General features: G+C 37.3%; 21 protein-coding genes. 11 read left to right on the top strand and 10 right to left on the bottom strand.

All coding sequences use genetic code 11. The features are described 5' to 3' along the window. Positions 1–15 precede the first annotated feature (15 nt). The 5 genes from BUA71_RS07935 to BUA71_RS07915 all read right to left on the bottom strand — a co-directional run bounded on the left by BUA71_RS07935 (position 16) and on the right by BUA71_RS07915 (position 3,890). The gene (locus BUA71_RS07935; protein WP_072878474.1) at positions 16–1,794 is read right to left on the bottom strand and encodes a tetratricopeptide repeat protein; all 1,779 of its coding nucleotides are present in this window, start codon (positions 1,792–1,794) and stop codon (positions 16–18) included. 79 nt (positions 1,795–1,873) lie between these two features. Then, positions 1,874–2,218, bottom strand: a complete 345-nt coding sequence (locus tag BUA71_RS07930) for a putative signal transducing protein (RefSeq protein WP_072878472.1) — start codon at positions 2,216–2,218, stop codon at positions 1,874–1,876. A gap of 101 nt (positions 2,219–2,319) precedes the next feature. Beyond that, positions 2,320–2,580: a 50S ribosomal protein L27 gene (rpmA, locus tag BUA71_RS07925; protein WP_072878470.1), complete on the bottom strand. Its 261-nt coding sequence runs from the start codon at positions 2,578–2,580 to the stop codon at positions 2,320–2,322. A gap of 30 nt (positions 2,581–2,610) precedes the next feature. Continuing rightward, positions 2,611–3,120: a 50S ribosomal protein L21 gene (rplU, locus tag BUA71_RS07920; protein WP_072878469.1), complete on the bottom strand. Its 510-nt coding sequence runs from the start codon at positions 3,118–3,120 to the stop codon at positions 2,611–2,613. Positions 3,121–3,425: 305 nt separating this feature from the next. Further along, a complete protein-coding gene (locus BUA71_RS07915) occupies positions 3,426–3,890 on the bottom strand; it encodes a DUF4199 domain-containing protein (RefSeq protein ID WP_072878467.1) in 465 nt (154 codons plus the stop codon). 267 nt (positions 3,891–4,157) lie between these two features. Here BUA71_RS07915 and BUA71_RS07910 point away from each other — a divergent pair, with 267 nt between their 5' ends. The 3 genes from BUA71_RS07910 (at position 4,158) to BUA71_RS07900 (ending at position 8,125) form a co-directional block, all read left to right on the top strand. Beyond that, positions 4,158–5,486 (top strand): M16 family metallopeptidase, encoded by a 1,329-nt coding sequence (locus BUA71_RS07910; protein WP_072878466.1) that lies wholly within the window; start codon positions 4,158–4,160, stop codon positions 5,484–5,486. A gap of 68 nt (positions 5,487–5,554) precedes the next feature. Next, entirely contained in the window at positions 5,555–7,621 is a 2,067-nt protein-coding gene (locus BUA71_RS07905; RefSeq protein WP_072878465.1) for a M16 family metallopeptidase, read from the top strand. 66 nt (positions 7,622–7,687) lie between these two features. Next, positions 7,688–8,125 carry a hypothetical protein gene (locus BUA71_RS07900; protein ID WP_072878464.1) on the top strand — a complete coding sequence of 146 codons (438 nt, stop codon included), beginning with the start codon at positions 7,688–7,690 and terminating at the stop codon, positions 8,123–8,125. Positions 8,126–8,154: 29 nt separating this feature from the next. Here BUA71_RS07900 and gldD read toward each other — a convergent pair whose 3' ends face one another. Both gldD and BUA71_RS07890 read right to left on the bottom strand, forming a co-directional pair. Beyond that, entirely contained in the window at positions 8,155–8,730 is a 576-nt protein-coding gene (gene gldD / locus BUA71_RS07895) for a gliding motility lipoprotein GldD (RefSeq protein WP_072878462.1), read from the bottom strand. 315 nt (positions 8,731–9,045) lie between these two features. Beyond that, positions 9,046–10,368 carry a gliding motility-associated protein GldE gene (locus tag BUA71_RS07890; RefSeq protein WP_072878460.1) on the bottom strand — a complete coding sequence of 441 codons (1,323 nt, stop codon included), beginning with the start codon at positions 10,366–10,368 and terminating at the stop codon, positions 9,046–9,048. 149 nt (positions 10,369–10,517) lie between these two features. Between BUA71_RS07890 and BUA71_RS17710 the strand changes: the two genes are divergently transcribed. Further along, positions 10,518–10,895, top strand: a complete 378-nt coding sequence (locus tag BUA71_RS17710; RefSeq protein ID WP_217653610.1) for a DUF4372 domain-containing protein — start codon at positions 10,518–10,520, stop codon at positions 10,893–10,895. Continuing rightward, complete coding sequence (locus BUA71_RS07885; protein WP_245812563.1) at positions 10,858–11,682, top strand: IS4 family transposase; 825 nt, start codon at positions 10,858–10,860, stop codon at positions 11,680–11,682. The genes BUA71_RS17710 and BUA71_RS07885 overlap by 38 nt, the downstream gene beginning before the upstream one ends. A gap of 15 nt (positions 11,683–11,697) precedes the next feature. Here BUA71_RS07885 and BUA71_RS07880 read toward each other — a convergent pair whose 3' ends face one another. Further along, on the bottom strand, positions 11,698–12,171 hold the full coding sequence (locus tag BUA71_RS07880; RefSeq protein WP_072878459.1) for a single-stranded DNA-binding protein: 474 nt from the start codon (positions 12,169–12,171) through the stop codon (positions 11,698–11,700). Positions 12,172–12,269: 98 nt separating this feature from the next. Then, the gene (gene mutY / locus BUA71_RS07875; RefSeq protein ID WP_072878457.1) at positions 12,270–13,325 is read right to left on the bottom strand and encodes an A/G-specific adenine glycosylase; all 1,056 of its coding nucleotides are present in this window, start codon (positions 13,323–13,325) and stop codon (positions 12,270–12,272) included. Positions 13,326–13,451: 126 nt separating this feature from the next. Here mutY and BUA71_RS07870 point away from each other — a divergent pair, with 126 nt between their 5' ends. The 6 genes from BUA71_RS07870 to BUA71_RS07845 all read left to right on the top strand — a co-directional run bounded on the left by BUA71_RS07870 (position 13,452) and on the right by BUA71_RS07845 (position 19,802). After that, the gene (locus tag BUA71_RS07870; protein ID WP_262506751.1) at positions 13,452–13,760 is read left to right on the top strand and encodes an HU family DNA-binding protein; all 309 of its coding nucleotides are present in this window, start codon (positions 13,452–13,454) and stop codon (positions 13,758–13,760) included. Between the two features lie 297 nt (positions 13,761–14,057). After that, the gene (locus BUA71_RS07865; RefSeq protein ID WP_072879059.1) at positions 14,058–15,596 is read left to right on the top strand and encodes an Rne/Rng family ribonuclease; all 1,539 of its coding nucleotides are present in this window, start codon (positions 14,058–14,060) and stop codon (positions 15,594–15,596) included. A gap of 222 nt (positions 15,597–15,818) precedes the next feature. Further along, complete coding sequence (locus BUA71_RS07860; protein WP_072878453.1) at positions 15,819–17,183, top strand: acyl-CoA dehydrogenase family protein; 1,365 nt, start codon at positions 15,819–15,821, stop codon at positions 17,181–17,183. Between the two features lie 28 nt (positions 17,184–17,211). After that, the gene (locus BUA71_RS07855; RefSeq protein ID WP_072878451.1) at positions 17,212–18,141 is read left to right on the top strand and encodes a 2-hydroxyacid dehydrogenase; all 930 of its coding nucleotides are present in this window, start codon (positions 17,212–17,214) and stop codon (positions 18,139–18,141) included. A gap of 87 nt (positions 18,142–18,228) precedes the next feature. Continuing rightward, entirely contained in the window at positions 18,229–18,678 is a 450-nt protein-coding gene (locus BUA71_RS07850; protein WP_072878449.1) for a universal stress protein, read from the top strand. Between the two features lie 185 nt (positions 18,679–18,863). After that, complete coding sequence (locus BUA71_RS07845; RefSeq protein WP_072878447.1) at positions 18,864–19,802, top strand: pyridoxal-phosphate dependent enzyme; 939 nt, start codon at positions 18,864–18,866, stop codon at positions 19,800–19,802. Here BUA71_RS07845 and BUA71_RS07840 read toward each other — a convergent pair. Continuing rightward, positions 19,783–20,316, bottom strand: a complete 534-nt coding sequence (locus BUA71_RS07840) for a DinB family protein (RefSeq protein ID WP_072878445.1) — start codon at positions 20,314–20,316, stop codon at positions 19,783–19,785. The genes BUA71_RS07845 and BUA71_RS07840 overlap by 20 nt on opposite strands. Positions 20,317–20,509: the final 193 nt, after the last annotated feature.

Here is a 20,509-nt window from a genome sequence, read left to right as displayed (position 1 = left end):
TATTTTAGTGTTATTCTACTTATCGCCCCGAAGTGAACGGAATTTTTTACGGGCTTCCACGAAGTAAATACTGTCGGCAAAGTTAAAAATAATTTCTTCGTATGCTGCTTTGGCTTTTTCGGGTTCATTTAACTCATTAGCATATAATTCGGCGAGATAAAAATAGGCGTTGTCTGCCAGGATATCGGCTTTAAAGAACTTTATGATTCGTTGGTAATTCCCCGCTGCCTTTTCAAATTCCCCTGTTTTCTCAAAAAGTTTTGCTTGTTTTAGCAAAGCTTCATCCTCAATTTTTTCGCCCTTATGTTCATTTAGAATGTCTTCTAATAACTTTATGGCTTCTACATCTTGTTCCTGGAAAGCAAGTAAATCTGCCCGGGCATATTTTTTTAAGGCTACCTGTGTGGTATCTTCAATTGTATTGTCTTCAATAAGCAAGCTTAACTCCATAGCGTCGTTGGCGATAAGCTGTGATGTAGAAGATTTTAGAACATCCAACTGCTGTTTCGCCCATTCAAAATCGCCTTTAAAATAACTGGTTTTCGCCACTTTAAAACGGGCATTTTGCGAGATTTTATCATTTTTCACCAAATTTTGCACCTGCGAATAATAAATAAGCGCTTCATTAAATTTCTCCTGAAGCACTAAAATATCAGCCAGTGCCAGTTTTACCATAGCTTTATTAAAATCACTGTTTGTTTTTTCTGAAAGCTCTTTTAACAAGCTTACTCCGCGCTCCTTTTCACCTTTTTTAAAGGCTAAAAAATTGGCAAAATCAATTTGAAGCGCCAAAGTTTTAATTCCGGTACCAAATTGTTCTAAAAGTGCTTCATATTTTTTGATGATTTCGGCTGCGGCTTCCCCCGTTTCCTGTTCCACCTGGATATTTAGCAAGAACTGGTTTCCCTGCAAAATCAAATTTTCAGAATTTGACTGTGAAATTACATATTCAACAATTTTTTGGGCTGCTTCAAAATCCTTCGCTTTCCGCGCTGTTACCGCAAGTGTCAATAAATTTTGCAAACTTTTACCACCTCTTTTGTAAATAGCTTTTTCCTGCGAAAATGCCCTGGAATATTTTTTCTCCTGAACAAAAAGCCAGCTCAGCATTTTATTATAAAGTAATTTAGGGTTCTGCTGAAGTTTTGTGAGTAATAGTTTTCTAAAAATAGTATTGGCTTCGGCTGAAGCATCTTCAGAAATATACTTTCCAAACTCCCTGTTGGCAATATTAAAGAAATCGGGATTGGCTTCTATCAACTCCAGGTAGTTGGCAAACATTTTTTCAGTTTTACCCTGCTCCCCATAAATTCTTGCTAATTGCAAATTATAATTTTGATCCTCACTAAGAACCATGGCTTTTTCATAGGTGGCCGCGGCTTTGTCTAACAAGTTGTATTTTTCGAAAGTCCGTGCTATAGAAAATGCATAATTAGGTCGGCCCTCAACCGCTGCTAAAGCTTCATTATAAAATTGTTCTGCTTTTTTTTGCTGTTCCTGAAGTTCATAATTGTGTCCCAACTCAATAAGTAAGGTGGGATTATTGGCCGAATTGTTAAGTCGGTCGCGCAATAACTCTTCTGCTTTGGCAAAGTTTTCCAATTGCTGCTCACTTTCTACCACGCCAAAAAAATACCTTATATTTTGCGGATTTCCTTTCACCAACGTCTCATATGTTTTTAAGGCCTTCTCAAATTCTCCCTGTTCAAAAAAGTTACGCGCCAGCGATTCAGACTGTGCAAAACAACCTGAAATAAAACTTAAAAAAAAGAATAGCATTAAAAGAATACGCATCCTGTAAAGGTAGGGTTTTGCGATGGGAATTGGAATGTTTAGAAATTGAAGAAATTTAAACAAAATAAGCTTGCGCAAACTATCCATTCATAAACCAAACAAAAAGCACAATCGCAATAAGCATCACTAAGGCAGCGAGCACCACAATTATCCAGTTTCCTGTTTTTGGCATTCTACCCGTTGGTTTTTCGGCTTCCAGTGGTTGTTTTACAAATCCGCTGTGTTCTATTATTGTCATTGCTCTTTGCCGCTCACTTTTTTCTACTTCTATTTGTAAACCATAATTTCCCATTCCCCCAATATTCGCGGCGCTGTCCATAGCTTCGCCTTTGGTGCGATAAGCTATTTCAGCATCATCAAAAAGGTTTTTAATGATTGCGAGTTCATTACTATCTGAAGTGCGAAAAACATTTACGTATTTCATAAACTTAGGCTTTACCTAAAGATACGAAAAAACCCCTTCCGAAGTACGAAAGGGGTTTTTATATAATTCTACCTGCCCCCTTTGGGGGCTAGGGAGCATATTTAAGCTTCAAACGGCTCTATAGAAACATAAGACTTATTATTTCTAGTCTTAGTGAATTTTACGAGACCATCAACTTTAGCGTGTAAAGTATGATCTTTTCCTGCATACACATTATCGCCTGGATTGTGTGCAGTACCTCTTTGTCTAACTATAATATTTCCAGCTACAGCAGCTTGTCCGCCAAAAATCTTCACACCTAAGCGTTTCGATTCTGACTCTCTACCGTTCTTGGAACTACCGACTCCTTTTTTGTGTGCCATTTTATTTTAGGTTTTAAGTAGATTAATAAATTAACTTAAGGCTTCAATTAATTCAGCTTTCTTCATAGAAGAATAACCTTCCAGCCCGCGTTCTTTAGCCATTTCCTTTAGCTCTGCTACAGTATGTTGGCTTAAATCTTCAGATTTTTTATCTGATGATGCTTCCTTTTTAGGTTCTGCTTTTTTAGGAGCCTCTTCTTTTTTAGTAGAAGTTGCTTTTTGCCCACCTTTTACATCGATGTTTTCAATCACGATCTCGGTTAAAGCCTGGCGGTGACCATTTTTCTTCTTATACCCTTTACGTCTTTTCTTTTTGAAAACAATCACTTTATCTCCTTTAAGATGACGGGTGATTTTCGCTCCTACAAGAGCTCCATCTATAGCCGGGGCGCCAAGTGTTACATTGTCTCCGTCGCCGGTAAGAAGAACTTTATCAAAAGAAATACTATCTCCTTCTTCCCCGCTTAGACGGTTAACAAACACCTTTTGGTCTTTTGCAACTTTAAATTGCTGCCCTGCTATCTCTACAATTGCATACATAGTGTTATGATTAATTAATTTATGCTAAAAAATTACACTTACTTTTTTCGCAAGCGGGTGCAAATATACTTCTAAATAATTAATTCACAAAGCCTGGCAAACTTTTCTACCAAATTTTAAAGCGGCAGGCAGGTTCAGTAAGTAGTCGCAGTCTTCAGTGCTCAGTGGGCAGTCGCAGTAGGCAGTGATTAGAACAACGAAAAAGACTGGCAAAAATATTATCGCGCTCTTAAATTATGGGCGATGATGAGACTGCAAGCTGTCAACTGAGACTGCCCACTGTGATGACTGCAAACTGAGCACTATCAATACGTATGCTTCTTCCCTTCTTTTGTGTTCCAGGAATCTTTATATAATTGCATAAACGCAAGCGTTAGCACAAAGCTTGTGGCAAATCCCATGATCGCCACTACAAAAAGTACAATTCCAATACCGGTATCATAATCGTTGCGCCACATGGTAATTAGGTTATCCAGAAAGTCTGGATTTAACTCGGTGGCATAGATTCCGAAGAATATAGTGAAAATTAGGGAAGCATTAAAGCCGGTAAATAAACTAGCCATAAAAGCTTTTTGGTATTTAAACTTTGTTCCCTTAGCTAAACGGTAATGTTTAATAGCCTCCCACATTCCATAAGCCATAATCACCCCATTAAATAAACTAAAAATTGGGTTGATATGAGCATTAAATAGAGACAGAATTAAAAAATAAGCAATAAGACCCGCTGCAATAGCAAGACCATACTTAATTGGAATACTTAAGTTTTTCATAGTTTAGTTAGTTATTTTTTTAATTAGGCGCCTTTTTAAAGCTCGTCTTTTTCATTGAACTTCTCATTTTAACAAGAGATATAAGGCTTTCAAATCTTTCTTCAGGTAAATTTCTAAAAAACGTATTGGTTTTTAGCCTAAAGGCTTGTTAATATTAACAGTTTTCGCATAAAGCAATGATTTTACACTAAAAATATAAAATTCTTTGTAACAAACAGACCAAATTAAATACTTATCCATTACATTCATAAAAAATCCACATAAAAAATGATTAAACACCTAAAGATGGCTGCCCTGGCATTAGTTTGTAGCGCAGCGGGAACTGCCCAGGAGGTAGAATTTACCGAATACAACCTGGACAATGGCTTACACGTTATCTTACATCAAGATAACACTACACCGGTAGTTACAACATCTGTAATGTATGATGTAGGCGGAAAAGATAGAATAAACGGTAAAACCGGTTTCGCTCATTTCTTTGAGCATTTATTATTTGATGGAACCGAGAATATCCCCAAAGGAAAATGGATGGATATTGTAAACGCTAATGGAGGTACTAATAATGCTAATACGTCTAATGATCGTACTTACTATTATGAAACTTTTCCATCCAATAATCTGAAACTTGGTCTATGGATGGAATCTGAAAGAATGCTCCATCCAAAAATAACTCAGGAAGGAGTTGACACCCAAAATGAGGTTGTAAAAGAAGAAAAACGATTAAGAATGGACAATGCGCCTTATGGCCAATTTCTTTCCAGTGTAAGCGAAAACCTATTTAAAAAACATCCTTACAAAGATCCTAATATTGGCTATATGGACGATCTTGATGCTGCTACCTTAGATGAATTCAATCAATATTTCGATCAATATTACGCGCCCAACAACGCAGTTTTGGTGGTTGCCGGAGATATAGATATTAAGGAAACTAAGAAAATGATTGAAGATTATTTTGGACCAATCCCCTCGGGAAAAAAGGTTTCCAGAAACTTCCCAGAAGAAGATCCAATCACCCAGCAGATAAATGCCAAAACATACGATTCAAATATTCAAATTCCAGCGTTAATTCAAGCCTATAGAACACCAGGTTTTCAAGACAAGGATTCTTATGTTTTAAATATGATCTCTACCTATTTGAGCGATGGAAAAAGCTCTGTGCTATACAATAAATTAGTAGATGATGAGAAAATAGCCCTTCAGGTTGGTGCACAAAATTTAGAACAATCAGATTATGGTATTTATTTCATATTTGGTCTGCCCCTGGGAGAAAACAGTTTAGAAGCCGTAAGCAATTCTATTGATGAAGAAATCGCAAAACTTAGAACTGAATTAATTTCAGAAAAAGATTTCAAAAAAATTCAGAATAAAGCAGAAAACAATTTTGTGAATTCCAACTCAAGTATTGCCGGCGTGGCAAATTCCCTGGCCAGAAATTATTTGCTATATGGCGACACAGATCTAATTAACGAAGAAATTGAAATTTATAGAAATATCACCAGGGAAGACATAAGAAGAGTGGCCCAGGAATATTTAAAGCCTAACCAACGGGTGGTATTGGATTATCTACCTGAAACCGAAGACAATAAAACAGAATAATTAAAATAATATAAAATCCTTTCTCTACATTACTAAAAGTTAGAAAAAGGTTACTAAACTTTATATAGATGAAAAATAATTTTTTAGCTCTTTTCGCATTGCTTTTTATTGCGACCGGAGTGAACGCTCAAATAGACAGATCCCAGCAACCAGAGCCGGGACCCGCACCAAAAATCAACCTGGGAGAACCAGATGAATTTACTTTAGATAACGGTTTAACGGTTATGGTAGTAGAAAACCATAAACTACCAAGGGTTTCTGCTTCCTTAATTATTGACAACAAACCACACGCTGAAGCAAAACCGGCCACGGCCGACCTGGTTTCTGCTTTAATGGGGACCGGTACTGAAAATATTTCTAAAGATGACTTTAATGAAGAAGTTGACTTTTTAGGCGCTAGAATTAGCTTTGGGGCCGAAAGGGCTTCTGCTAGCTCATTGTCTAAATTTTTCCCCCGTGTGATGGAATTAATGGCTGAAGGTGCCTTAAGACCAAAATTTACTCAAGAAGAATTTGATGCCGAAAAAAACAAGCAGATTGAAGGTCTAAAATCAATGAATAAAGATGTAGGCGCAATTGCAAGCCGTGTTAGCGCTGCCCTGGCTTACGGTGCAAAACACCCTTATGGCGAATTTGCAACGGTAGAAAATACCGAGCAGGTTGAATTACAGGATGTAAAAGATTTCTACAACAATTATTTTAAACCAGGAAATGCTTATTTAGTTGTTGTAGGTGATGTAAAAACCAAGGATGTTAAAAAGTTAGCTAAGAAAAACTTTGGGGATTGGAAAGCTGGAGCTCCAAACGAACAAGAACTACCGCAAGTTGCCAATGTTGATGGAACACAAATTAATCTTATAGACCTTCCCAACGCAGTGCAAAGTGAGTTGAGAATTCAAAACACCATTAATTTAAAAATGGGAGATAAAGACTATTTTCCGGTATTGGTTGCAAATAGAATTCTTGGAGGCAGTGGCAGTCTGGGCAGCTATCTAAACGCCAATCTTCGAGAAGATAAAGGATATACTTATGGCGCTTATTCAAGCACTGGGGCAGATAAATATGCATCCCGGTTTGTTGCTAATGCTAGTGTGCGAAATGCGGTTACCGATAGCGCAGTCGTAGAGGCGTTAAAAGAAATTAAAAGAATTAGGACAGAAAAAGTAGATCCGCAGGTTTTAGAAGATGCGAAAAATAAATTTGCAGGTAGTTTTGTACTGCGTTTAGAACGCCCATCTACCATTGCAAACTATGCGCTAAATATTAAAACAAACGATCTATCTGAAGATTTTCATAAAACTTTCCTCGAGAAAATTAATGCCGTGACGCAAGAAGACATAAAACGTGTAGCTAATAAATATTATCAAACCGATAATATGCGAATTATCGTTGCCGGAAAAGCTTCAGAAATTGCTGAAAATCTTGAAAAAATTGAATTTAACGGAAAAACAATTCCTGTAAAATATTTTAATAAATATGGTGAGGAAGTAGAAAAACCTCAAGAAAAGCAAGTTGATGCTTCTGTAACTGTTGAAAAAGTATATCAGGATTATCTGGAAGCTATTGGCGGCAGGGATGCTGTTGAAAAGGTAGAAAGCGTAGTAATGAGAGCGGAAGCAACCGTACAGGGAATGGCTCTAAACCTTATTATGAAAAGAACCACAAACGGGAAACTAAATCAAGAGGTTTCAGTAGGCGGTAATGTAATGAGCAAGCAGGTTTTTAACGGGGAGTCTGGATTTGTGATGGCGCAGGGGCAAAAAATCCCTTATACTGAAGACCAGGTTAAAACTGCAAAAATAGACGCCAACCCGTTTCCAGAACTTAAAGTTGGTAATGAAACTTTGGAAGGAATTGAAACTGTTGAGGGTACCGATGCTTATGTTATTGCACTAAACGAAAACTACAAAGCTTACTACAGTGTAGATAGCGGATTAAAACTACAGACAATGCAAACGGTTTCCCAGGGCGGGCAAACTATGAGTATCCCAACCGGGTACAGCGACTACCAGGCGGTAGAAGGTGTTAAATTTCCTTTTAAAATGACGCAGGCCGCAGGCCCACAAACTTTTGAATTTACAGTTAACGAAATCCTTATTAACGAAGGTGTTTCGCCAGAAGATTTTGAAGAATAGTGATTTTCTATTAATGTTAGAAAAAACCGGCCTTAGGGTCGGTTTTTTTTAAATTTAAGCATACTTATGAAATTTGATCCCAACAAAAAACTTCTACCAACTTATTTTAAAACAATAGCTTATGCAATAGCAGGTCTCTCTGTAGTGCTGGGTGTACTAAGCTATGTTGAACAAGTAAATTTAAACAAAGATATATTTATCCCGTTGGCCAAATATTTATTCTTATTAGCCTTGATATTCTTTTCATTTTCAAAAGAAAAAATTGAAAGGAAACGGTACATTGAAATTAGGTTAAAAAACCTGGTTTCAGGCATATTATTTATAACCTTATTTTTTCTTTTTGATGCCGCAATGGAACTACCCCGTTCAATCGAAAATCGCGAAAATAAGACGGGTTTTGAATTATTGATGTTATTTCACATCTATTATCTTATAATGTTTCAAAGAGATAAAAGTAAAATGCTAAAGACTCAAAAAACAAAAGTTATGAATGAGAGTCACTAGAAACTCTCAATTCAATAAAATTTAAAGGACTAATCGGTTTTATCCTGCCATTGCATGGTTTCTATCATTCTTTTCATATCCTTTTTTAGATAGGCGGCCGCGGGAACGATAGAATCGTAATTTGGCTTGGTTTTAAAATAAGCCGAAGCGGTAAGAAAGTGATTTATACTATCGGTTAAATAAAACTGTGCCTGCGAGGCTGCATCGCCAGATACTTCATAAAACATACCATATACATTACGCTTTGGGTTCGTATAAATATCTCCTTCTATTCCATCGGCTTTTATAGTATGTTGTAATGGTAAATTTTGCGCATCGGTAAGCAGGGAATCTAAATTTCCATGAACCGGTTGATAAGTAACAAATATGGTTCCCTTAAGGTTCTTATATTCTAAATCTATCCAACAGGGAATATTATTGCGAGAGGGCTTTACCCGGGCATTAGTATTTATTTCAAAATTATAAGGACAATCAAAGTTGGTAAACTTATACTGTGCTTCCGGATAATCTAAAGCCAGGAATCCGCGGGGTTTTGGTTTGGTTTCTTCTTCCCCACATGCTACAATCAAAAACATCGCCGCTATCACAACCCAACATTTTCTCATCTGTTTATAATTTTAAGCATTCCTGTCTTATTCCTTTAACTTTAGCCAGACCTATTGGCTATACAATCATCTTCCAAAACGTCTCCCTGTCTTTCGTATCACGTGCAATCAACAGTGGCTGTCGCAAAAGCAAGACATAACGTCCTTACAAACGAAATGAAGTAATCTACTTTATTGATTTCCAAGTATCGGTTGATTGATTCGTTTCTCATAATGACAAACCAAAGTGCTTTCCAGACCCTCACTTGCTTCCGAAAAAATTCTTCTATTTTGAGAAAAAACCGGGGAGTTAAATCCCTGGCTATTGCCCCGCGATTAAACCGGGGAGATATTCACTTTAATTTGTTTAATACGCTTGTCATCTATTACCTCTACCACTAGACTATAATTCAAAAAGTAGATCACATCATTTTTACTGGGAAAGCCTCCGGAAATTTCCAATAAAAAGCCCGCCAGGGTATCGGCTTCTCCCTTTTTTTCCTCAAAAGCCTGCGGATCTTCCACTTTCATGATTTTATAAAAATCCTTAAGAGGAGTTTTACCTTCAAAAACAAAAGTATTTTCATCTAGTTTGGAAAAAACCAAATCTTCATCATCAAACTCATCACTAATATCACCAACAATTTCTTCAATAATATCTTCCAGGGAAATCAAACCACTGGTTCCTCCATACTCATCTACCACAATGGCCAGGTGATTTTTCTTCAGCTTAAAATCATTAAGAAGATCGTCTAACTTCTTATTTTCTGGCACAAAATAAGGTTTACGTAATAACCCGGTCCAATTAAAGCTTTTTTCATCCAGATATGGCAAAAGGTCTTTTACATAAAGAATCCCAATCACATTATCTATATTCTCACGATATACTGGAATCCTGGAGTATCCATTTTCAATAATTTCAGGGATAATTTCTTTGTAATCCTGGTTTTCATTAAAAGCAAAAATATCCATACGAGGTCGCATGGCTTGTTTGGTATCTGTATTTCCAAAAGAAACAATTCCCTTAAGTATCTTTTGTTCCTCCTGGGTAGTATCTTCTTCACTGGTAAGCTCTAAAGCCTGCGACAACTGATCTATACTAATAAAGGAACGCTGTTTTCCCAGGTGCTTATGCATAAAAATAGTCACTGCCCGCATTGGCTGACTTAAAGGTGTAAAAATAGTATCTAAAAAATTAAGTGGACGCGCCATAAAATTAGAGAACAACACATTGTTTCTACTGGCATAAACTTTTGGTAAGATTTCTCCAAACAGTAAAATCACAAAGGTAACCACCCCTACTTCTACTATAAACTTTAGGTTAATTCCGTAGAAAACAATATTGATATCTCCAAAAAGATCTTCTGTAATACTATCAAACAACAGCACGATAGCAATATTGATAAAGTTATTGGCTACGAGAATAGTAGCCAACAATTTTTTAGGCTTATCGAGCAGATTTACAACAATTTGCTGGGCTTTGCTGCGTTTTCCATCTTCGGTAATAATATCGGCCGGGCTAAGTGAAAAGAAAGCCACTTCGGCCCCAGAAATTAGGGCAGAACAAAGCAACAGCAATAATAGAACCAGGTAGCTTATTAGCTGTGAAAAATCTAAAACGGCCCAAAATAAAATTAAACTGGGAGGTTCTGAATCCAAATGACGCGGTTTAAATTATACTTAAAAACATTAGTGTCCATTAAAAATTTTAATTGTTCTTTGAAATTACTGATAATCTATACTTTACAAGCTTAATAGGCGCGTGACGATTTGAATTGATTAGGTTTAGCCTCTAAAATTTGGCGACCATGAATCAAGGAAAATACGTTTTCTCCCAATTGACGGGATATTTACCCCAACGAGTTTTTGATAGGTTTGTCAAAAAGCATGATGGAAACAGGTATGTGAAACATTTTACTTGCTGGAATCAACTACTTTGTATGCTATTCGGTCAGCTGACTAATCGAGAAAGCCTCCGAGACCTAATCGTTGCGCTTGATGCTCATAGTGGAAAATCGTATCATCTTGGATTGGGCAAAAGTGTTACCAGAAGTAATTTTGCAAAAGCCAACGAAGTTCGCAATTCAAAAATTTTTGAAGATTTTGCCTATCATCTGATCGCTATAGCCCGGGAATTGCATTCTAGTGATGATTTTAAAATCAAAGGAAAACATTTATGCCTTTGATTCCTCCACCATAGATCTTTGTCTAAATGTCTTTTGGTGGGCGAAATTTCGCAAGGCAAAAGGAGGAATCAAACTTCACACTTTATATGATGTAAACACCCAGATACCAGCCTTTCTGCATATTACCCCTGCTAACGTTCATGACGTGAAGGCAATGGATGAGCTGGTTTATGAAACGGGTGCCCACTATATATTTGATCGTGCATATCTTGATTACACTAGGTTGTACAAAATAGAACGTTGCTCAGCCTACTTTGTAGTTCGGGCAAAATCGAATACCAAATTCAGGCGGATGTACTCTAATAAAGTTGATAAGCTAACTGGGATCCGATGTGACCAGATTGGAAAATTAAGTGGTTTTTATACCTCCCAAGAGTATCCAGAAAAACTTCGCAGAGTGAAATATTATGATAAAGAGTCAAACCGAACCTTTATCTTTTTGACAAACAACATGAAGGTTACTGCCGAGGAGGTTGCCTTACTGTACAAAAAAAGATGGCAGGTGGAACTTTTCTTTAAATGGGTCAAGCAACACTTGAAAATAAAATCCTTCTGGGGAACATCTGAAAATGCCGTAAAAATCCAGATCTACTGTGCGATAAGTGCTTACTGTCTGGTCTCTATTGTGGCAGATAAACTAAAATTGGAGCGTTCAACCTACGAAATATTACAGGTTTTGGGCATCTCATTATTAGATAAAACCCCTATAAATGAGCTTTTTATGAATATAGATTATAGTAATGTCAAAGAACTTGATTATAACCAACTGTCACTCAGTCTATTTTAACTGGACAGTAGTGACTTAAAAAGGCAAATCATCTTCCTCTTCTTCTTTTGCCATAGATTGACCGGCAAAATTATCATTTTTAGCTGTGTTTTGTTGATTTTGCGCCGGGGAATTTTGCTGCTGCGAATATCCGCCGCTGTTGTCACTCTCTCCCTTTGGTGTTAAAAAGGTAAATTCGGTGCAATGAATCTCTGTAGTATAGCGATCATTTCCCTTGTCATCCTGCCATTTACGGGTTTTTATTCTTCCCTCTATATAAACCTTGTCTCCTTTTTTAAGGTATTTTTCGCAAATTTCGGCACCTTTATTTCGCACTACGATATTGTGCCATTCGGTATTGGTAACGCGTTCGTTTGTGCTTCTGTTAGTATAAGTTTCACTGGTAGCCAACGGAAAACGACCGAGCATTCCGCCACCTTCAAAATAATGCATTTTTACATCATCACCCGTATTTCCAATAAGCATTACTTTATTTAATGTACCTGCCATCTCTTTATGTTTTTGCCATTTAGGCTATTTAATTATACTCTAAAATACTGAAAAAATTCTTGCTATTTAAAACGAAAATCAATAAAACTTTAATTAATTTACAGGGAATAGTTTTCCAGAGCCGTCTCTTCAAGGAAATTAGCGATTAAAACCGGCACAGGATATTCCAAAATTTTTTGCAAAGGTACGGCTTCCACACCCAGGTTTTCCATTTTTACCATCCAAAAATGGGTGTAAATATGTTGATGTGAAAGTTTATGAATCACCGGTTGTTCATTATAAAGACTCAAAGTGTAATTTTTAGTCCCTACAAGTTCATTGATTTTTTCTTCGGAAAGAGTTACCCCAGGCTTCCAGGCTTCTTCTGTTTCAATGAGGGGGAATTCATAGAGCCCATGCCAAATACCTTTACCGCTGCGTTGCTTAATAAGGGTTTCATTTTCTTCAGAAATAGGCACCAAATAATTAAAATAGCGTTTTTTAACTTTCGTTTTCTTCAGCTTAACCGGCAATTCTTTTATCTTACCATTTTTTAAAGCTAAACAGCCCGAATTTAATGGACAACTCTCACACAGAGGATTACGCGGTTTACACTGCAGGGCACCAAACTCCATAATAGCCTGGTTAAAATTGGAAGGGTTGTTTTTATCCAGTAATTCTGAAGCAAGCTCTTTAAATTCTTTAATACCGGCGGTGGAATTTATAGATGTTTCCACCTCAAAAAAACGAGAAAGCACCCTATACACATTTCCATCTACAACAGCTACCGGCTCATTATAAGAAATAGAAGCTATGGCCGCTGCGGTATAATCCCCTACTCCCTTAAGTTTTTTGAGTTCTTTAAAGGATTTTGGAAACTTCCCGTTAAACTCTGTCGCGACTTTTTTTGCCGTTTCGTGCAGGTTTCTGGCGCGCGAGTAATAACCCAAACCCTGCCAGAGCTTAAGTACTTTTTCCTGTGGAGCTTCAGCCAGATCAAAAACGCTGGGAAAAGCGGCAATAAACTGATTGTAATATGGTAATCCCTGTTCAATTCTGGTTTGTTGCAGCATGATTTCACTAAGCCAAATGCGATATGGCTCCCGGGTTTTGCGCCAGGGCAGGTCACGTTTATTTTTTAAATACCAGGAAATCAATATTTTAGAAAACACCATCTATAAATAAGAGTTTGTGCAATATTAAAAGTTTATTCCGTTATTATTTAATGAATTAGGCTTGAAATATTGTATATTTAATTCATATATTTGCGCCCTTGAAAAATTGGAAACCCCAATATTATAATATTAAATAGTACGAAAATGACGAAAGCAGATATCGTAGCAAACATTTCAGAAAAATTAGGAATGGAAAAAGGTGATGTACAGGCTACTATTGAAACATTTATGGAAGAGGTAAAAACTTCTTTAGAAAGTGGAGATAACGTATATTTAAGAGGATTTGGAAGCTTTGTGGTAAAAACAAGAGCAGAAAAAACCGGAAGAAATATATCTAAAAACACCACTATTAAGATTCCTGCACACAACATTCCTGCATTTAAACCTGCCAAAATCTTTGTTGAAGGGGTTAAATCTAACGTAGAAGTTAAGTAATTTGAGGTAGTAATCACACCGCCTCTATTTAAAATAATTTATTAATTAAAAAGGAACACTATGCCAAGTGGAAAAAAGAGAAAAAGACATAAGGTAGCGACGCATAAGCGTAAAAAGCGAAACAGAGCTAACCGACACAAGAAAAAGTAGTTTCACACTACTTTTTTTATTTAAAATGTTCATTGAAATCGAAACCCTGCTCACCTAATTCGTTTAGGGTTTCTTCAGGATTAAAAACCCTGTGATAAAATAATGTTTAATCCATCCCGATTACTTTCGGGACAAAAATCTAATAGAGTGGACAAAGAATTAATTATTAGGTCCGAAACCTCTGCTGTAGATTTTGCCTTATTAAAAGATGGAAAACTTATTGAACTCAACAAGGAAGAAGACAGCAACAAATTTAATGTTGGCGATATTTTTATAGCCAAAATTAGAAAAGCTGTTCCCGGGCTAAATGCCGCATTTGTAAATGTAGGCTATGAAAAAGATGGTTTTTTACACTATCACGATCTAGGCCCGCAAATTTCTTCCATGCTTAAGTTCATAAAACGTGTAAGCACAGGTAAATTAAAAGATTATTCCCTCAAGAATTTTACTTTTGAAAAAGATATTGACAAGAATGGGGTTATCACCGATGTTCTAAAGTCAAATCAATCGCTACTGGTTCAGGTAGTAAAAGAACCTATTTCCACCAAAGGTCCCAGGATAAGCTCAGAGCTTTCTATTGCGGGTCGTTATATTGTATTGGTCCCTTTCTCAAATCGTATTTCAGTTTCACAAAAAATTGATAGCAAAGAAGAGAAGGACCGGTTAAAAAGACTGGTGAAGAGCATTAAACCCAAAGGTTTTGGGATTATTGTAAGAACCGTAGCACAAGGCAGAAAAGTAGCAGAACTAGACAGAGACCTACAAAATTTAATGGGTCGCTGGACGGGAATGTGTAAAAAAATGTATAAACCGCATCACCCCTCTAAAGTACTGGGAGAATTAAACAGGGCATCTTCCCTGTTAAGAGATATCTTTAACGATACTTTTACTTCTATTACTGTAGATGACGAAACGCTATATACACAAATTAAAGACTATGTGGGCGAGATCGCCCCTAGCAAAGAATCGATTGTAAAATTACATCAATCCAATGTTCCAATTTTTGAAAAACACGGTATCGAAAGACAAATAAAAACTTCATTTGGGCGCACCGTTTCTATGAGCAAAGGCGCCTATCTGGTAATAGAACATACAGAAGCCATGCACGTTGTTGACGTGAATAGTGGCAACCGTTCCAACAAATCTAAAAACCAGGAAGATACCGCACTGGAGGTGAATTTAATTAGTGCTACAGAAATTGCCCGGCAATTGCGTTTACGCGATATGGGCGGCATAATTGTAGTAGATTTTATAGATATGGGCAAAGCAGCAAACCGCAAAGCCCTCTATGATCACCTAAGAAAAGAAATGAGTGACGACCGCGCAAAACACAAGATTTTGCCACCGAGTAAATTCGGGTTGATACAAATTACAAGACAACGCGTAAGGCCGGAAATGAATATTAAAACCCGTGAGGAAAACCCCAACGGAAATGGTGAAATTGAAGCACCAATACTTTTAGTAAACAAAATTAAAACCGACCTGGAAAAGCTACTTAAAAAGGATCAAAAAAAGATCACTTTAAGTGCGCATCCATTTATTGCAGCCTTTCTAACCAAAGGCTTTCCATCTCCCCGTTCGCAATGGTTTTTAGACCATAAACGATGGGTGAAAATTTTACCAAGAGACGCTTACACGTATATGGAATATCATTTTCACGATCAAGAAGGAAACAAAATCCTTTAAAAGAAACGCCTTTCGTTAATTCGGAAGGCGTTTTTTTATGCCCAATATTTTCGGTAGATTTTGAGGTTTTCCAGGGAATCTTAACCCGTTATTTTTAAATCCAAATCACATGAAACTGAAAGATCCGTTAAAACAGTCCTATTTTCTCTTTTCTTCGGAAAGCTTTAACAGCCAGACACTATTTTAATTCCTATTTTTAAAGTTACACCAATCCATTAGTATATGTCTGTTTTCAAAAAGGTAAAAAACACTTTCAACTTATTAAAATCGGTCGATTTAGATCAATTAGCAAAGATAAATAAGCAAATAGATCTTGCCGAAGCCATGAAAAAGCTTGGAGAGTTAGATGAGTCCCAACTCAAAGGCTTGATGAAGATGTTAAAAACCAAGCGCAAAAAAGGTCAAAGTGAACTTCCTCCAATTAGCGGTGATTTCTACAATCTAGACCTTAAACTAACCGATGAGCAGCGCAAACTACAAATGGAAGTGCGTAACTTTATGGAAGATGAAGTACGCCCTCTGGTAAATGATCATTGGAATAAGGCCAAATTTCCTTATGAAATAATTGAAAAGTTTAAAAAATTAAATATCACCGGCGTGCCTTATGAAGGTTACGGCTGTCCTAACCTACCTTTTTTAATGGAAGGAATTATTGCGCAGGAAATTGCCCGGGTAGATGTTTCCATTTCAACCTTCTTTGGCGTACACAGCGGCCTGGCTATGGGCTCCATCTATCTTTGTGGCAGTGAGGAACAAAAACAGGAGTGGCTCCCTAAAATGCAAAAACTGGAAAAAATAGGTGCCTTTGGTCTTACCGAACCAAATGTAGGTTCTGGCGTGGCAGGAGGCCTGGAGACCACCTGTAAATTTGATGGTGAAAACTGGATCTTAAACGGACAAAAGAAATGGATTGGTAACGCAACCTTTGCCGATGTCATTGTTATTTGGGCAAGGGATGAAGATAGCAATCAAGTTAAAGGCTTCCTGGTTAGGAAGGAAAATCCGGGCTTTGAAGCAAAAAAAATGGAGGATAAAATGGCCTTGCGTATTGTTCAAAACGCCCTTATTACCTTAACTGACTGTAAAATCCCCGAAGGAGACCGGTTGCAAAAAGCAGACTCCTTTAAAGATACCGCCAAAGTATTAAAAATGACCCGGGCCGGGGTAGCCTGGCAGGCAGTAGGCTGTGCCAGGGGTGCTTATGAAAGCGCTTTAAAATATACCAGAAAAAGAGAACAATTTAACAGGCCAATAGCATCCTACCAATTAATACAAAACCATTTGGTAGAAATGGTATCCAATCTTACCGCCATGCAAACCCTGGTATTTAGATTGTCTGAAATGCAGGACGAAGGTTTACTGCAAGACGAACACGCATCTTTAGCTAAGGTATTTTGCAGTATGCGAACCAGGGATGTAGTGAGCAGGGCAAGAGAAGTCATGGGCGGCAATGGGATCTTACTGGAGCACGATGTTGCCAGGTTTGTAGCCGATGCCGAAGCCATTTATAGCTATGAAGGTACAAAAGAAATAAATTCACTAATTGTGGGGCGCGCCATTACCGGCTACAGCGCCTTTGTAAATTAATATTAACCATTCCAAAAAAATAAAAAGAATGTCATTACTAGTTATTAGCCCGGGTAAAGATCCAAAAGCCTGGGTTGAAGAATTAAGAAATCAAAATCCCGGATTAGACGTTATTGTCTATCCCGAAGATCATGATAAAGAAGAAGTTGAATTTGCCTTAACCTGGAACCATCCACGCGGTATTTTCCAAAATTACCCAAATCTTAAAGTTGTTGCCTCCATGGGCGCCGGGGTAGATCATATAACCAGTGACCCCGAACTTCCCGAAGATGTAAAAATCACAAAGGTTGTAGATAACCGGCTGGAAGAGGACATGGGAACTTTTGTTCTTACACTTATTTTAGCACACCAAAGAAATTTGTTACACTATCGTGAAAAACAGCTTCAGGAAGAATGGGATCCAATTCCTTATACCCGTAATAACGAAATTAAAGTGGGGATTTTAGGACTGGGGAATCTAGGACAAAGTGTTGCCAGCTTTCTACTTAAACACGATTTCCAGGTAATAGGTTATTCAAAATCTAAAAAGGAAATTGAAAATATTGAGAGTTTTGCAGGGGAAGATGAATTAGATGATTTCCTGGAGCAGTCTAATATTCTTGTAAACATGCTACCATTAACGCCAGAAACAGAGCAAATACTAGATGAAGAACTCTTCGAAAAACTACCTAAAGGAGCCTACTTCATTAATGTGGCGCGAGGAGAACATTTAGTAGAGCACGACCTGCTGGCAAAAATAGACGATGGTCACTTATCTGGTGCTGCATTAGATGTATTCTGGGAAGAACCCATTAGAAAAGAACATCCATTTTGGACTCATGATAAAATTAGGGTAACTCCACATGTGGCGAGTGTTACGCATCCAAAATCTGTAGTTCCTCAAATTTTAGAGAATTATGAGAATATGCAGGATGATAAAACACTTAAAAATGTAGTAGAGCGCGATAGAGGGTATTAATTTTTAATACTGAAGTTGTTATTTAAAAACTTCCCTTTTGATTTCAAAATTCCATCTGTAAAACATTAACCACTAATTTTAAATACGATGAAAGTTTTAAAAAACATTTTAGTAGCAGTAGATTTTAATGACACAGTGGGGGAATTAATGTCTTATGCAGAGAGTTTTGCAGAAAAACACGGGGCAAAATTATGGGTGGTCCACGTGGCCGCCCCAAACCCCGATTTTGTAGGATATGAAACGGGACCACAATATATAAGAGACCTGCGAGCAGATGAGTTACAGGATGAACATAAAAAACTGCAGCAAATTTGTGAAATGTTCATAAAACCAGAAATTGACTCAGATGCGCTGTTAATTCAGGGTTCTACCGTAGAAACGGTGCTGGAAGAAGCTAAAAAACTAAAGGCCGATTTACTTATTGTTGGCACACATCAACGCAGTTTTTTCTATAATTTGTTTGATGAAAGCGTATCGATAGAATTGTTTAAAAATGCCAAAATACCATTACTCTCTATTCCCATTCAGGAAGTTTAATTCAGTTGTCGGTTGTGAGTTTTGTGGGTTATCGGTTTGAGTTCTGAGCTTGTTATTTTTAAGGACTAAAGACAAGGCAGTTTATTAACTCCTGGTTTATTGTTTATAGTTTGGTGTTCTATCAACTGCAAACTGCATATTACGACTGTTCACTGAAAAAAATTCAACCTTTAATTCCGCATAAAATGATCACAGAAAAAGAATTTTCAAAACTTCACAAAGACATTTCCACCTATATACACCGCACCCCGGTTTTACAATCCCGACTCTTAAACGGGCTTGCTGAAACCGAAGTATATTTTAAATGTGAGAATTTTCAAAAAACAGGATCTTTTAAGATGCGCGGCGCAACTTCGGCAATGCTCGCTTTAACAGCTGAAGAAAGGGAAAAAGGGGTGGTTACACATTCTTCAGGTAATTTTGCCCAGGCAGTATCATTAGCAGCAAAAAGTCTTGGGATTCCCGCTTATATCGTGATGCCTTCTTCAGCTCCACAAGTGAAAAAAGATGCCGTTAAAACCTATGGCGGAAAGATAACAGAATGCGATCCCAATATTAAAGCACGGGAAGAAGCTGCGGAAAAGATTCAGAAAGAAACCGGTGCAACTTTCCTACACCCTTCTAACGATTTAAACGTGATTTACGGGCAGGGAACTGCTGCAAAAGAATTTTTAGCAGAGTTTCCGGAATTAGATATAATCCTCGCCCCGGTTGGCGGCGGCGGTTTATTGGCCGGCACTGCCCTGGCAGTAGATTTTTATGGTGAAGATTGCACCACCATAGGCGTAGAGCCTTTTAAAGCAGATGATGCTTATAGATCTATAAAAAGCGGGAAAATTGAATTTAATGAAACTACAAATACCATCGCCGACGGACTTAAAACACACCTGGGAGATAAGAATTTTCCCGTAATAAAAGATAAAGTGGCAGAAGTCATTCGCGTGGAAGAAGATGAGATTATTAATGCGATGAAATTGCTATGGGAACGCTTAAAAATTGTTGTAGAGCCGTCTTGCGCCGTTCCATTTGCGGCGGTATTGCGTGAGAAAGAAAACTTTCGCGGAAATAGATTGGGAATAATTCTTAGTGGCGGAAATGTAGATGTTAACAACCTCCCATTTTAAACTGCTCAATTTCTTTTACAAAACTTATGGTCACCAGGAGTTGCCCCACGTGCCGTTGGCTATGTTCTGCCGCATGAAACAACAAGCCTATAAGACTTGATGGTAGTTCTTTTCTACCCACCGGTCTAAATGTTGTTAATTCTCTCGTTGGTGTATTTTCGAGAAAAACTATAGCTTCTGCCACCTTACTTTTAAAGTTCTGAACTAGAATATCTACACTAATTTCTTCATCGGGTTTCCCTTCGCTTTCCAAATAGTCATATTGCGCTTTAGATAGTTTTTCATTTTTAGCATAACTTAACATTCTATCTACTACCCCCGTTAGATGTTCCAAATGAAATGCTACCGATGCCCTATTTCCTGGCTCCTTCCAAAGTAATTCTTTGGGGAAATCCTGCATATAGTTTACTACTTCTTCTTTAGATTGTAACAAGGCGTGAGCAGCGGGTTGCAGTAAATCTGGTATCCCAGGCAACTTTCCTCTTAACCATACTTCCGGTTTATTTTTGGTCATTTTTAGCAATTTTATTCAGAAAGCGTATAAAACAAACTTAAGGGAAATGATTACATTTTCAAGATCATTTTTGAAGTAGTTTAAATCTTATTACGCAACTGTATATCCGTAAACATTCCTAAATACCGGAAAATATCCTATATTTGATTAAATATTTAGATTTAACATTATGGATATATTTTCCTTTGGCGTC

This window comes from Salegentibacter echinorum (genome assembly GCF_900129445.1).
GTDB classification, from domain to species: domain Bacteria; phylum Bacteroidota; class Bacteroidia; order Flavobacteriales; family Flavobacteriaceae; genus Salegentibacter; species Salegentibacter echinorum.
This window is presented reverse-complemented; position numbering and strand designations above follow the sequence as displayed.